Below are 14,407 nucleotides of genomic sequence, written 5' to 3'. Positions count from 1 at the left end.
AAAAGGGCTGCAGCTCTTTTCCTTTTTTGTTTCAGTTGCCCGCCTCAGGCTCTTCTTTCTTTTTCGACTCATTCTTAAACAGCGAACCGATATCTTTTACCAGTTTGCCCGGCAGGCCAACGGTGCGTTTGAATATGCCGAAGACAGTGTCGGAGACCGTGTCGACCGGAACGGCAGTTACCTTCGGTTTGTCGCCAGGCCCTTCGATTTTGAAATGGGCGGTAAAGAGTGCTTTGTTCTCCCCCGTCAATACCCAGCCAGCCAACGGAATCGAACTGATCACTTTGTCGACCGTGCGCAATGGCATCACGCCCAGCTGGTAGTCGAGGGTGCCATCGAGCAGGTTCTGGCTACCGACCATCGATAGATTCATTGCTTCGCTGATCACCCGCATGTCTTCAGTGTAAGCGCGCCCCTCGTGAATTTTTACTGTCCCTTCCAGCAGCTTGAAAGGCATCCCCTCTTTGTCGATGTCGGGCAGTTTGCCGGCGAAAAGCTGAGAGACGTTAAGCAGGGAGAAAACCTTTGCCAGACTACTGAATTTACGTAATACGCCATTTTTTACCTGCATGTGGATGGCGCCTTTGGCATTCGGCCAGAACCCTTTGCCGGCAAGGCTGCCTTCAAGATAAAAATTGCCGCTCAGTGGACCGTTGATCAAGCCTCTTTCCTTGAACAGGTCCTGGTGCAAAATGGTCGCGTCGATATCGAGCGCGTGTCCGGAAACCTTCAGGAGACCCTCTTCGCGGTTACGGTCAAGCTCAACCCGGGCCTGGCAGGATCCCTGCCCGCTTTCGAAATTGAGTGGGAAGATGGTGAATACACGGTGATGGTCTTTGATCAGACCGCTAGCATTGGTAAACTGCAGGTCACCGATGTTCCCCTTTTTGGCAGAAACGGTGATCAGCAGCGGTCGGCTGTCGGGGCGTGGTTTGTGTCCCTGCGATTTATGCGGGCCGATGAACAGAGCGATAATCTGGTCGATGTTGGCTTTTTCCGCGACGATATCGAGCAGGACTTGCGGATTGGAAAAACTGTCCATCTTGCCGTTGACGATCGCCTCGGTTTCTTCTTCCACGCGCACCTTGATCTGGTCGAAAATGATCCCCTCGGCATCGAACTTCAGACGGCCGCTCAGGTCGTAGAGCTGCAACTGCTGGTTGTGGAAGATCAGGTCGTGGGCGCGAACCTGTGGACTGCTTAAATCAAAGGCGAGTTGCGGCTGTTGCCAGTCGGCTATGCCGCCGCTCAGGGTGAATGTCGATTCGCCGAAATCGGCCAGCAGGTTGGCAAAGGACATCCCCTCTTCATCGATTTCGACCAAACCGCTGGTGTTGCGCAGATCGCCGACGACGCTGGTGAGGTGGGCGCCAACATTTTTTACTTCCAGGCTGAGCTGTACACCGCTTTCGCTTCGCTCAATTGTCGGATGCAGCTTGCCTTGCAGTTCAAGCTTGTTCAGCAGGGGGGACAGCGGTCGCAGTTCTGAAAGGTCGATCGCTTCGATATCGAGCAGGAAAAAATCGCTCTGCGGGTCGTGGTCGAAGCAGCCGTTGCCGCTGAGTTTGAAATCGGCCAGAGTCAATTCCAGCAGATCAAGCTGTAACAATTCTTTGTTCAACTCGCCACGCAACAACAGTTGACCCTGCTGTCCGGCGTGTTTTTGCAGCAACTGGCCAAGGTCCAGTTCGCTCGCCGCCAGATTGGAACGCAGCTCGAAGTTGGGATGTTGCAAAGGGCCGCGCAGCTGTAACGCTGCTGTAAGCGCTCCAGCCAGTTTCCAGTTTTGTGGCAATTCTGTTTGTTGCTGCAGGTCGTCGAGCCAGACTTCCGTATTTACCTTCAGGTCAAGTTGCGGTTTTACAAACAGCTGGGCGATTGAGCCGCTGAAATAGATCGGCTGGTTGCTGCTGACCAGAAGCCCGTCGTTAACGGTTAATTTATCGTCAATAAGATTTATCGCGGCGGTAAAGTCATCGATGCGGCCGGGCCTGTTGCCTTGCCATTCGAAGTCGGTCAAAGCGATTTCGGCACCGATCCGTGGCAGCCCTTTCATCTTTTCCCCGACAGGCCATTGTTTTTCTACAATCAGCTCGAGGCGTTCCAACTGGCCTGCGACAAACTTATCTGCATCCGGAACACTCAGGCGCTGCAATAACTCGGAGGACAGCCTGAAATTGCGGGCACCGAAGCGACCGGCCAGGTATTGCTGCTCCTGCTGCCGGAGCAGGTAGCATTCGCCGCTGAGCGGAATGTCAAACAGGGAGCCGGATAGCTCACTGATCTTTTCCTGCTCAGCGAGTGATAACCATCTGCCGGAAAGCCGGAAGTGTTCGCTTCCCCCGTTGATGTCTGTCAGTCGGGCGAAGATGTTCGCTCCATCGGCGGGGATGCCGCTGACCGAAGCCGCCAGGTCGACCGGGCGGGTTTCTCCGTGGTTCGGCAGCCATCGTCCGATATCTAGATTGCTCAGGCGTAACTTGTGATTAAACTCTTCCTGCCGCCAGATGGCCGGATCTGGCGAGGTCGGCAGGGTGACGTTGAGCAACAGGTCGGCATCGGTTTCCGCTTGGCGCAGCTTGCCGGAAATTGTCAGATTGGCAGTTTTGCCCGGTTGCCAACCGTGCAGCACAGTGAACAGGTTGTAGAGTTTCAGCAGCTCTTCGCTACTTTCATCATCTTTTTTGTGAATACTCAGTTCGGCGCCCTGGATGGTCAGAACACTGATGCCGAGTTTATCGGTCAGGCTGTGGGTTGTTCCTCTTTCCGGGCGATTTTGGATCGGCAGCCAGATTTGCAGCTTTGGCTGATCGACGAGAACATGGTCGAGGATAATGCGGCCGTCGAAGAGCGGTTCCAGTTTAAGGGTGGCAGTGACGTTAGCCACATCCGCCAGTAGCGCGTCTTTTGGTCCGATCCGCAACTGGTTGAACTGCAGCGCAATCCCTTTTTCAAACGCCAGCTTGCTGCTGCCGATACTGACAGGCTGCTCCAGTGCCAGGCTCAGTTCCTGCTCAAGCTGGTGACGATAATCGTCCAATTCCAGTTGGCTGAGAAAAATGACGGCACCGCAGACCAGTACGGCCAGGAGCACGAATAGGGCGAGCAGCGCGCGGGTTATGAATTTTGTTAACTTTGCAGTCATGAGCGCCGGGTAGCAGGAGGCTTACAGATATGGTGATCGCTGATAAGCGCATCATAACTCCTCAACTGATACCCGGCAAGCTGCAAAGCGCACCCTTTGATCTGGTGCTTTACATGCATGGGACCGACTGATAACATAACGCGCCCATTTTTCGTTTTATTTTTAGCATTTGCACTGCCTCGGCAGGTACAGGTTTCGCCACCGGCATGAAGATTAAACGCCTCGACATCATCGGTTTCAAATCCTTCGTCGACAAGGTCTCTCTCGATTTCCAGCATGGAATCACCGGGGTGGTCGGGCCGAACGGTTGCGGCAAAAGTAATATCGTTGATGCCATTCGCTGGGTTATGGGGGAGCAGAACGCTCGCCATCTGCGTGGCCGGGCGATGGAAGACATCATCTTTGGCGGCAGCGAAAGCCGCAAACCACACGGCATGGCGCAGGTCTCCATCGTTTTCGACAACAGCGCCAAAATCTGTCCACCCGCCTACAAAGACTACGCCGAAATCATGGTCACCCGTCGCCTTTACCGTAACGGCGACAGCGAATACCTGATAAACAAGACCGCCTGCCGTTTGCTCGATATCACCGAACTGTTCATGGATACCGGGGTCGGCGCCCGTGCCTACTCGATCATCGAGCAGGGCAAGGTCGGCATGCTGATCAGCGCCAAGCCGGAAGAACGGCGCTCGTTGATCGAGGAAGCGGCCGGGGTGACCAAGTTCAAAGCGCGCAAAAAGACTGCACTGCGCAAGATGGACGCAACCAAACAGAACATGGTGCGACTGGGCGATATTATTTCCGAAGTGCGCCGTCAGCTCGGCAGTTTGAAGCGGCAGGCGCAGCGGGCAGAGCAGTTCCGCGAGTACCGGGGGGAGGCGAAACGAATCGAACTGTGCCTGACCGGCAACCGGTTTCAGGAACTGCAGCGTGAAGTCGATATCGTTTCCAAACAGCAGAAAGAACAGGCGGAGATTCTTGCTCGACTTGATGCCCGCTTGGAAGATGGCGAGCTGCAACTGGAAGAGAAACAGTTGCAGGTGGCGGTCATCGAATCCGATCTGAACAAAGCCCAGGAGCAGGTTTTCCATCTTGCCGCGGAGGTGCAGCGGGTCGAAAACGAAATGACCCTGGGCAAGCGGCAGCGAGAGCATCTACTGGAACAGGATCAGGAACTGCAAGCAGAATTGCAGGCGCTGTCGCAGCGACAACAGATGGTTGCCGCCGAACTGGAACAGTTGACCGAGGAGAAGTCCGGTTACGGTGATCGCCTGGAAACTGTGGAGCAAGATGTCGAGCAGCAGGAAGAAGCGTTGCGCCAGTCGTTGTCGCGTGAGCAGCAGTTGGAAAGTCAGCTGGAAGACAGCCGCCGCACGTTAATGGAACTGCTGGCAGAGGCGAGCCGGCTGGCGAACCGGCACGACGAGATCGAGCGGCGCCTGAACAGTGAGCAAGAAAGGCAGCAGCAACTGCGAGCCGATTCTATCCGCCTGCAGGAGCAGCAGCAGGAAATGCAGGAACAGCAAGCGCAGCTGGTACGGAAAAAAGAGCAGGTTGCTGAGCAGCAGGCCGAGCTGGCCGAGCATGGGCGTTATCTGCAGCAGCAGCGGCATGAAAAAGAGCAGCAGCGTAAAGAGCTCGACGACAGACTGGGGGAATTGCGGCGCCATCTGGAAAAGAACCGTTCTCGTCGGGAGTCGTTGCAGGAGCTGGAACGCAGCCTCGATGGCTACAGCGAGGGGGTGCGCGCCTTGTTGTCCGAGTCTCAGCGCTGGCAGCAGGTGGCGGCGGACCTGTTCAAGGTTGCTCCGGAATACGAACTGCCGCTGGAGATTGCCCTCGGCGAGAAATTACAGGCGGTACCGGTTGTCGATGAACAGCAGCGGGATGATGCTATCCAGATCTTGCTCGACAAACAGCAGCGTGCGACCTTGCTGTTGCCGACACAGACAGCGGCGCAGGTTGATTTTGGCGACGGCATCGCTTTGAGCGATCTGGTTGAAGTGACAGCTGAAAAGCAGCTGGTCGAACGTCTGCTTGCCGGTATCTACCTGGTCGACTCGGTGCGTGATTTTACTGCCACTGATCTCCCGGCAGGACTGCTGCTGGTCGATCGGGATGGTGGCAGCCTCAGTTGGCGCGGTGAATTGATCGCGGGAGCCAAGGTTGCAGATAGTGCCGGGCTGTTGCGCAAAAAGCGGCAGATTGAAGAGTTGGGTGTAAAAATCTCGCAGCAGGAAGAAGAGCTGACTCGGCAGCAGCGCGAAATCGACCAGTTGCAGGACGAGCTTCTGCAGCTGGAGGAAGAACAGACTTTCAACTCCGGTGAAGACCATCGGCTGGAACTACAGGCATTGGAGTTGGAGAAAGATCGCCAGGGGCTCAATGCCGAGCTGGCGCGCTTGACAGAACGCTTGGAACTGGTTGCTTTTGAGCTAGACCAGGTGCGGGAGTCGGAGACGGCACTGCAGGAAGAGAAACAGCAGCTCAGCGTGGGGAGCCAGCAGTCGGGGGAGCGGCAGCAGCAGTTGGAAGAACAGGTCTCTGGTTTCCAGCGGCTGTTACAGGAGTTGCGGCAGACGCTCGATGTCGCTCGTGAAGAACTGACTGAACGTCGTGTTGCCTTGGCGGCGATGCAGCAACAGCGGCGCGGCCTCGATGATACATTGCAACGACTGCAAAATCAGCAGCAGGAAATGGAGCAACGCACCGGGCAGTTGCTCCAGCGGCAGCAGAGCGGAGGTTCTCAACAGCAGGAGCTGCTGAAAACGGACGAGCGCTTGCGGGTGGAGCTCGATTTGCTGCTCGACAAGCGCGAGGAGCAGCAACAGGCCAGCCAGAGAATCCGCGATAATTACGAACAGCAACGCCAGCAACTGGACGAGTTTCGCGATCAGCTGCGTGGTGTGCGTTCAGAAGCGGAAGAGCTGCGCAAGGAAGTTGCCCGATTGCAGCTGCGCCAGCATGAATTGCACGTCGACGCTGAAGCGGTGCGACAGGGTGTGCTTGAGCGTTATCGGGTCGACCTGTATGAGCATCAGGTGCCGGAAGCGACTGAGGACGAGTTGGAACGTCAGCAGCATCAGTTGCAGAGATTGCAGCGTCGCATCGAAGCTCTCGGTGAAGTCAACCTGATGGCGATTGATGAATATAAAGAACAGGAAGAACGCTACGATTTTCTTTGCGGGCAGCGCGACGATCTGAACCAGTCGCTGGCCGACCTGCAGAAAGCGATCAATCAGATCAACCGGACCACGCGTCGCCGTTTCAAGGAAACCTTCGATCTGGTCAACGAAAAGTTCAAGCAGGTCTTCCCGCGCTTGTTCCGTGGCGGGCAGGCAGAGTTGCGGTTGACCGATGAGGATGATCTGCTCGAAACCGGCATCGATATCATTGTTCAGCCGCCGGGTAAGCGCCTGCAGAATGTCAACCTGCTCTCCGGCGGTGAGAAGGCATTGACCGCGGTGGCGTTGATTTTCTCGCTGTTTTTGATCAAGCCGACACCGTTCTGTGTTCTCGACGAGGTCGATGCTCCGTTGGATGATGCCAATATCGACCGCTTCGCCGAAATGGTTCGGGAGATGACAGAGCAGTCGCAGTTTATTATTATTACTCACAGTAAGAGAACCATGTCGATCGTTGATACCATGTATGGTGTTACCATGCAGGAACCGGGTGTTTCCAAGCTGGTTTCGGTGCGGATTAACGAGCGAACGGAAAACGATAGTGACATGGCGCAAAGCGCCTGAAATGAGAAAGAGGGCTGAAGATGCCGTTCAAATCTTTATTGAACAGACTGCTGGAAGACATTCCCGGAGCCCTTGGGGCAATCATTATTGACTGGGAAGGCGAAGCGGTTGATCACGTCGCGCGGATGGACGATTACGATATCAAGGTGTTCGGTGCGCATCAGGGAATTATCCTCAATCTGCTGCGTGATTCGATGCAGCGGGTCGACTGCGGCGAGCTGGAAGAAGTGCTTATCCGCACCGGTGAAAACAAAACCTTGATTGCCCCATTGACAGTTGATTACTTTCTGGTGTTGACTCTCGGACCGCAGTCGATAGCAACGCGGGCTGCATCCCGTATGCGTCACTGTGTTGAAGAGTTGCGCCCTGAATTTGAATTTTAGTGAGATATTTTCAGCTGTTGTCTGAAAACAGGAGATTGGTAAGTGAATACTGAACAATTGATGCAGCAGATCAAAGAGGCCCTGCAGAACGGGTCGCAAGCTGCCTTGCAATGGATTGAAAAATTTATCGCCTGGTTAAACGTCCTCGTTGCCGATCTGTCCACATGGATGGCCGGGGTGGGCGTGCCGGAAGAATATCAGCAAGTTGCAGCGCTGGCCGTTGTTTACCTTGGCGCCACCTTGGCGGTGCTGATCGTTGTTCTGCTACTGCTTGCCCTGCTGCGGCGACCGAAAAAAGAAGCGAAAGAGGTTGCCGAAGAGTCTCCGGTTGCTGAGCCTGTTACCGAAGCCGAAGCCGAAGCCGAAGCCGAAGCCGAAGCCGAAGCCGAAGCCGAAGCTGAAGCCGAAGCTGAAGCCGAAGCTGAAGCCGAAGCCGAAGCTGAAGCCGAAGCCGAAGCCGAAGCCGAAGCCGAAGCCGAAGCCGAAGCCGAAGCCGAACCAGAACCAGAACCAGAACCAGAACCAGAACCAGAACCAGAACCAGAACCGACGCTCAGCCTGTTCGAGCGGCTCAAGCGCGGTCTGGCGAAGACCCAGTCGTCGCTGGTCGGTCGTATCGATAGCTTGCTGCGTGGCAGTTCCGCCATCGATGATGACCTGATCGAGGAACTGGAAGAAATTCTGATCACAGCCGACTTGGGGATGAAAACGACTCAGGATCTGATCGGCAAGCTGGAGACAGGTCACGCCAAGGGCGACCTGCAGACGCCGGCGCAAGTGCGAGAACTGTTGATGCAGGAGTTGCAGCAGATTCTGCTGATCGACAGTAAGCCGCTCGATGTCAGCGCGCAGTCTCCTTTCGTCATTATGGTCGTGGGAGTCAACGGCGTCGGAAAAACAACCACCATCGGCAAGCTGGCTAATCAGTTGGCAAAAGAGGGTCGGAAAGTCATTCTCGGAGCGGGTGATACCTTCCGTGCCGCCGCAGCAGAACAGCTAGAGATCTGGGGCGAACGAGCCGGTGTTGAGGTGATCCGCCATGCTGAAGGTGCTGATCCTGGCGCTGTCGCTTTCGATGCAGCAAAGGCTGCGGTTGCTCGCAATGCTGATGTCCTGATCCTGGACACCGCGGGTCGCTTGCATACCAAGGTCAACCTGATGGAAGAGTTGAAGAAGGTGCGTCGGGTTCTCGATCGCGAAATTCCAGGGGCGCCACATGAGACCATGCTGGTCCTTGATGCGACCACCGGGCAGAATGCTCTGACCCAGGCTAAACTGTTCAACGAGGCGGTACAGCTGGACGGCATCGCCCTGACCAAACTGGACGGAACCGCCAAGGGGGGGATCGTTATCGCCATCGCGGCTGAATTGAACCTGCCGGTTCGCTATGTTGGTATTGGCGAAGGGGTGGAGGATCTGCGTCCCTTCGACCCGGAGATGTTCGTATCTGCTTTGTTTGACGAGTGATTTCTGATTTGCTCTGAAAGGGACTCGCATGCCGGAGATGTTGAATCGTTTGCAAGCAGCTGTCGATGCACTGTTGCAGCAGAAGTCCGAACTGGAACAGGAGTGTTTCCAGCTCAAACGGGAAAAGCAGCTCTGGCAAAAAGAAAAAGAACTCCTGCTGGCGGAGGTGGAGCAGGCGCTGAAACGTTTTGACAGCCTCGATCTGGAGGGACTGTGAGCAATACGATACAGGTGAGAATTCTCGGTCGCGATTATTCCCTGCGCAGCCAACAGAGTCAGGAGCAAGTACAGCGTATCGCTGATTTTATTGACGAACTGCTGCAAGAGACTATTGCCGGGAGGACTGTCGATACCAGGGATGCAGCGGCCTTGACGTTGTTGAACCTGGCGGGCCGCTATCTGCAGCTGGCTGAGCAGCAGGGCGAACGACATGGTGAGCAGCAACAGCTGGATTCACAGCTCGAAGAGTTGGTCCTACGACTTGAGCGTGAGGTTTCCAGTTGCGAAAAGTATTAAGGACAGTATATTATTAAACATTACGCTTGTGCGTAAGTTGAAGATAACCCTGGTTTTCAGGGCTTTTAGATAGATTGGTACGGCATTGTTGAATCGATCACATCAGTTGGTCTGATGTTTACTTGATATAGAAGTCGTTTTAGAAACTCAAACAATAGTGTTTTTGCAATGTTTATAACCGTATTGAGCTGATTTTTTGCGGTAGCGGCTTCTATAAAAAACTTATCGATTCAAGCTTTGTAAGACGGGGTTCTCCTGTTTCATCGCAACCGATAAATGCCTGCCCATTCGGATTCTTCCTGCCCTGGAGGCTGCGGTACGCCGGAGCGCTCCGTTATGGGAAAAAAAGCGATTCGCCAACGCATGCTGCATCAGCGGCTGCAACTGTCCACTAGGGACTGGGAACTGCGTAGTTGCGCTGTTCAGCAACGCTTGGTTGCTGCGGATTGTTTCTCCTCCTGTCGAACTCTGGCACTCTATAACCCGATAAAAAATGAAGTCGCAACCGACTTGCTGCTACAGGCTGCGCATGTTGCTGGGAAAAAGGTTTGTTATCCGCGTGTTGCAGGCGAGCGCCTCGACTTTGTTGAGGTTGGGGAAAGCGACTTTCAGGTCGGGGCATTCGGGGTTGCCGAACCGAAGGGGCGCGAACTGGTCGCAATCAATGATATAGACCTGTTAGTCGTGCCTGGTGTCGCTTTCGATCGAAGTGGCTTTCGGCTTGGTTACGGCAAAGGGTTTTATGATCGCGAACTGGCGACGATTGCAGGAGCGATTGTCGTAGTTGGTCTTTGTTTCGATTTTCAGCTTTGTCCGCCGTTGCCGGTGGAGTCGCATGACCAGCGGCTCGATTACATCGTCACGGAAACAGGACTTATTCCTTGCCGCAACGAGGCGGCAGGTTGACCATAAACTCTGCAGAGGGAGGTTGTGCAGATGGATAGCTTGATGATTTTAGTCGTCCTCGCCGTTGCGGTGGTCGGGGTTTTTGTCGGTATTCAACTTAATCGTAAAATGTCATCGGCGACGGTGGCTAATGCCAAGGCTGCAGCTGATCAGATCGTTGCTGACGCCAAAAAAGAATCTGAAAACATTGTTAAAGAGGCAACCATTCAGGCCAAAGATGTCGTCCTGCAGGCGAAGGATGACTGGGAAAAAGAGGCTCGTGAGCTGCGCCGCGAAATTCAGGGGCAGGAAAACCGGTTGCAGCAGAAAGAGGAAAATCTCGACCGTAAGCAGGATCAGATCGATCAGCGCGGCGAAGAATTGAGCCGCAAAGAGAACCAGCTGCGGCAACAGGGAGAGCAACTGCAGAAGAAGACGGACGAGATCGATCAGTTGCATGCCGAGCAGCGTTCCCAGCTGGAAAAAGTTTCCGGGATGAGTGCGGAGCAGGCCAAGCAGCAATTGCTCGACTCGATGCTCAGTGAGGCCAAGCATGATGCCGCCAAGAGCATCAAGAAGATTGAAGATGAGGCGCGCGAGGTTGCTGATCGTAAAGCAAAGATGATCATGGCACTGGCGATACAGCGCTACGCCGGCGATTTTGTCGCCGAGAAAACCGTCAGCGTTGTGCCTTTGCCTTCGGATGAGATGAAGGGCAGGATCATCGGCCGTGAAGGGCGGAACATTCGTGCCATCGAGGCTGCGACAGGTATCGACCTGATTATCGATGATACTCCTGAGGCAGTGGTTATCTCAGGCTTTAACCCGGTGCGGCGGGAGGTCGCCAAAATTTCCCTTGAACGTTTGATCGCTGATGGTCGTATCCATCCGGCCCGGATTGAAGAGTTGGTTGAAAAAGCGACCGAAGAGGTTGATGAAGCGATTAAGGATGCTGGTGAGCAGGCGACCTTTGATGTTGGCGTTCATGGCATTCATCCTGAGATTATCAAGCTGCTTGGTATGCTTCGCTACCGGACCTCTTACGGACAGAACGTGCTGGTTCACTCGATCGAGGTGGCTTTCCTTTGCGGCATGATGGCTGCCGAACTGGGGATCAACGTCAAACAGGCCAAGCGTGCCGGACTGTTGCACGATATTGGCAAAGCGGTTAGTCACGAGTTGGAAGGCTCGCATGCCGTCAACGGCGGTGACCTGGCGCGTAAGTATGGCGAGTCGCCGAAGATTGTTCACGCGATCGCGGCGCACCACGAAGATGAAAAGCCGGATACGGTGCTGGCGATTCTGGTTCAGGCGGCCGATGCACTTTCCGGTGCCCGCCCAGGTGCTCGTCGCGAAACGTTGGAAACTTATGTCAAGCGGTTGCGTGACCTCGAGCAGATCGGCACGTCTTTCGGTGGTGTCACTGGGTGTTTCGCGATCCAGGCCGGCCGAGAGATCCGCGTGATGGTCTCCAGCGACGATGTCTCGGATGATCAGTCGCACGTGTTGGCCAAGGATATTGCGCACAAGATTGAGCAGGAGATGACCTACCCGGGGCAGATCCGGGTCAATGTTATCCGCGAAACCCGGGCAGTCGAATACGCGAAGTAAGACAGCGGCAACAATCTATTTACCGCACACAAGACTCGTGTTACCTTCTCCGCTCGTTGAAAAGGTAACGCGAGTCTTTCTATTTATTGTTTGGAGTTTGCAGCGTGAAGCTGTTGTTTATAGGTGATATAGTCGGTCGCGCCGGGCGCAAGATGCTGCAAGATCAACTCGGTCGCATTATTGACAGGCAGATGATCGATCTGGTGATTGCCAATGGCGAGAATGCCGCTGCCGGTTACGGTTTGACCGTGCCGGTGCTGCGTGAACTTTTTGATGCCGGGGTCGATGTTGTGACCAGCGGCAATCACATCTGGGATAAAAAAGAAATCAACGACAGCCTGGAGCGGGAGGAGCGCCTGCTGCGCCCGGCAAATTATCCATCGGGATTGCCGGGGCGGGGTGACGGTGTTTACGAAACTCCCGGTGGAGTGAAAGTTGCCGTATTGAACCTGGAGGGGCGGGTGTTTATGAAGAACCTCGATTGTCCCTTTCGGATGGCTGACGAACTGGTTGATATGCTGCGTCAGGAGACGCCGATTGTTTTTGTCGATTTTCATGCCGAGGCGACCAGTGAAAAACAGGCGCTCGGCCACTATCTCGATGGCAGGGTGTCGGCGGTTGTCGGGACCCATACGCATGTGCAGACAGCGGATGAGCGGATACTCGCTGGAGGGACCGGCTACCTGACCGATGTTGGTATGACCGGTAGTCAGGATGCCGTCATTGGCAATCAGAAGGAGCCGGCGATCGAACGTTTTTTGACTCAGCTGCCGGTGCGTTTGGAAGTCGCGAAAAAAGATCCGCAGCTCTGTGCGGTGGTTTTGACAATTGACGAAGAGACCGGCCGGTGCGAGGCGATAGAGCGCCTTCAGGTGTGCCCGTAAATTTTACCCCTTTGAGTAGATAAGTAATCAAGATGAACTTTGTCGAAGAATTGACCTGGCGCGGTATGATCCACGACATCATGCCGGGGACGGAAGAGCAGCTGCAAAAAGAGATGACCTCGGCCTATGTCGGTATCGATCCGACGGCGGACTCGTTGCATATCGGCCACCTGGTCAGCGTGATGATGCTTAAACACCTGCAGATCGCTGGACACAAGCCGATCGCTCTGGTCGGTGGTGCGACCGGGATGATCGGTGATCCGTCCGGAAAGTCAGCAGAGCGCAATCTGCTTGATGAGAAGACTTTGCGCCACAACGAAGAGTGTTTGAAAAAGCAGTTGGCAAAGTTTCTCGATTTTGAATCGGATGCGCCAAATGCTGCCGAGCTAGTCAATAATTACGACTGGATGAAAGAGTTCAGTTTCCTCGAGTTTATCCGCGATATCGGCAAGCACATTACCGTCAACTACATGATGGCCAAGGACAGCGTGAAAAAGCGTCTTGGGGAAGACTCCAAGATGGGTCTGTCTTTTACCGAGTTTACTTACCAGTTGGTGCAGGGTACCGACTTTTTGCACTTGTATCGTGAAAAGAACTGCAAATTGCAGATGGGTGGCTCGGATCAGTGGGGCAACATTACCACCGGAACAGAGTTGGTTCGCCGCAAAGAGGGCGGTGAAGCATTCGCTTTGACCTGCCCGCTGATCACCAAGGCGGATGGTGGCAAGTTCGGCAAGACCGAAAGTGGTAACGTGTGGCTCGACCCGAAGTTGACCACGCCGTATAAGTTCTACCAGTTCTGGCTTAACGTTTCCGATGCGGATGCTGAGAAGTACATCAAAATCTTCACTCTGCTCGGCCAGAAAGAGGTGGCAGCCCTGGTCAAAGAGCAGGAGGAGGCGCCCCATATGCGACCTCTGCAGAAGAAGTTGGCAAAAGAGGTTACCTGCATGGTCCATAGCAAAGAGGAATATGATAAGGTTGTAGAGGCCTCACAGATTCTTTTTGGTAAGGCGACAACAGAAAGCCTGGCAAGGCTGGATAAAGAAACCTTCCTTGCCGTGTTTGAAGGGGTGCCAACTTTTGAGGTCGACCGTGGCCGGGTTGATGCTGGTGTGCCGGTGGTCGAGTTGCTGGCTGAAGAGACAGCAGTCTTCCCGTCCAAGGGGGAACTGCGTCGGACGATCAAGGGTAACGGTCTCAGTCTGAATAAAGCCAAAATGACCGATCAGGATTATGTGGTGACGGCTGCGGACCTGATCAATGGTGCGTATATCCTGGTGCAAAAAGGGAAAAAGAATTACTACATCGTTGAGGCTGTGTGATTTTGTTAATTTTTTCACTGCTTGACAGCTCAAAAAACTGCGCTAAATTAGATACTTCCCGCATAAAAAATTGAAGACAAAAAAAACTTCAAAAAAAGTATTGACGGGGAGGGCAGGGATTGTATATAACTGCGCTCCGTTGCTCGGGACGGTGGCCAAAGCGGGTCACTTGGAGCAGCGAAAAAAAAGTTAAAAAAGAGATTGACAGGTAGGGCTGATTTGGATAGAGTCCTTGCTTGTCGCCGCGCTCCGGCGGGGCAAAAAACTTGGTCTTTGAAAACTAAATAGCAGATGTTTGAAAGAGCTTGTAAGGGTTCAAGTCAATTGAACAAACTAGGTTAAACTTTATCAGTATATAACTGGAGAGTTTGATCCTGGCTCAGAACGAACGCTGGCGGCGTGCCTAACACATGCAAGTCGAACGAGAAAGGGATCTTCGGAT

10 protein-coding genes and 1 rRNA gene are annotated in these 14,407 nt (G+C 54.2%); 10 read left to right on the top strand and 1 reads right to left on the bottom strand.

What is annotated here, in order from left to right; genetic code table 11:
- Positions 1-31 precede the first annotated feature (31 nt).
- Entirely contained in the window at positions 32-3,145 is a 3,114-nt protein-coding gene (locus BUB13_RS16935; protein WP_072909953.1) for a YhdP family protein, read from the bottom strand.
- 206 nt (positions 3,146-3,351) lie between these two features.
- Here BUB13_RS16935 and smc point away from each other — a divergent pair, with 206 nt between their 5' ends.
- From smc to BUB13_RS16885, 10 genes are all read left to right on the top strand, one after another.
- Complete coding sequence (smc, locus tag BUB13_RS16930; RefSeq protein WP_072909952.1) at positions 3,352-6,894, top strand: chromosome segregation protein SMC; 3,543 nt, start codon at positions 3,352-3,354, stop codon at positions 6,892-6,894.
- 20 nt (positions 6,895-6,914) lie between these two features.
- Positions 6,915-7,277 (top strand): roadblock/LC7 domain-containing protein, encoded by a 363-nt coding sequence (locus tag BUB13_RS16925; RefSeq protein WP_072909951.1) that lies wholly within the window; start codon positions 6,915-6,917, stop codon positions 7,275-7,277.
- A gap of 42 nt (positions 7,278-7,319) precedes the next feature.
- Positions 7,320-8,744, top strand: a complete 1,425-nt coding sequence (gene ftsY / locus BUB13_RS16920) for a signal recognition particle-docking protein FtsY (protein WP_279625999.1) — start codon at positions 7,320-7,322, stop codon at positions 8,742-8,744.
- A 28-nt stretch (positions 8,745-8,772) separates the two neighbouring features.
- Positions 8,773-8,961, top strand: coding sequence for a hypothetical protein (locus tag BUB13_RS16915; protein ID WP_072909950.1), 189 nt, complete (start codon positions 8,773-8,775; stop codon positions 8,959-8,961).
- Positions 8,958-9,260, top strand: a complete 303-nt coding sequence (gene zapA / locus BUB13_RS16910; RefSeq protein WP_072909949.1) for a cell division protein ZapA — start codon at positions 8,958-8,960, stop codon at positions 9,258-9,260. Before BUB13_RS16915 ends, zapA begins: the two co-directional genes overlap by 4 nt.
- A 336-nt stretch (positions 9,261-9,596) precedes the next feature.
- Entirely contained in the window at positions 9,597-10,166 is a 570-nt protein-coding gene (locus BUB13_RS16905; protein WP_072909948.1) for a 5-formyltetrahydrofolate cyclo-ligase, read from the top strand.
- A gap of 30 nt (positions 10,167-10,196) precedes the next feature.
- Complete coding sequence (gene rny, locus BUB13_RS16900) at positions 10,197-11,756, top strand: ribonuclease Y (protein ID WP_139249416.1); 1,560 nt, start codon at positions 10,197-10,199, stop codon at positions 11,754-11,756.
- Between the two features lie 104 nt (positions 11,757-11,860).
- Positions 11,861-12,640: a TIGR00282 family metallophosphoesterase gene (locus BUB13_RS16895; RefSeq protein WP_072909946.1), complete on the top strand. Its 780-nt coding sequence runs from the start codon at positions 11,861-11,863 to the stop codon at positions 12,638-12,640.
- A gap of 32 nt (positions 12,641-12,672) precedes the next feature.
- Positions 12,673-13,965 carry a tyrosine--tRNA ligase gene (tyrS, locus tag BUB13_RS16890; protein ID WP_072909945.1) on the top strand — a complete coding sequence of 431 codons (1,293 nt, stop codon included), beginning with the start codon at positions 12,673-12,675 and terminating at the stop codon, positions 13,963-13,965.
- A 356-nt stretch (positions 13,966-14,321) separates the two neighbouring features.
- A 16S ribosomal RNA gene (locus BUB13_RS16885) occupies positions 14,322-14,407 on the top strand; the annotation flags it as partial.

This window comes from Malonomonas rubra DSM 5091 (genome assembly GCF_900142125.1).
Taxonomy (GTDB): domain Bacteria; phylum Desulfobacterota; class Desulfuromonadia; order Desulfuromonadales; family Geopsychrobacteraceae; genus Malonomonas; species Malonomonas rubra.
This window is presented reverse-complemented; position numbering and strand designations above follow the sequence as displayed.

What these genes read in the sequence shown, in the direction of transcription:
- BUB13_RS16935 (WP_072909953.1), bottom strand. Translation starts at nt 3,145, where the DNA reads ATGACTGCAAAGTTAACAAAATTCATAACCCGCGCGCTGCTCGCCCTA.
- smc (WP_072909952.1), top strand. Translation starts at nt 3,352, where the DNA reads ATGAAGATTAAACGCCTCGACATCATCGGTTTCAAATCCTTCGTCGAC.
- BUB13_RS16925 (WP_072909951.1), top strand. Translation starts at nt 6,915, where the DNA reads ATGCCGTTCAAATCTTTATTGAACAGACTGCTGGAAGACATTCCCGGA.
- BUB13_RS16915 (WP_072909950.1), top strand. Translation starts at nt 8,773, where the DNA reads ATGCCGGAGATGTTGAATCGTTTGCAAGCAGCTGTCGATGCACTGTTG.
- BUB13_RS16905 (WP_072909948.1), top strand. Translation starts at nt 9,597, where the DNA reads ATGGGAAAAAAAGCGATTCGCCAACGCATGCTGCATCAGCGGCTGCAA.
- rny (WP_139249416.1), top strand. Translation starts at nt 10,197, where the DNA reads ATGGATAGCTTGATGATTTTAGTCGTCCTCGCCGTTGCGGTGGTCGGG.
- tyrS (WP_072909945.1), top strand. Translation starts at nt 12,673, where the DNA reads ATGAACTTTGTCGAAGAATTGACCTGGCGCGGTATGATCCACGACATC.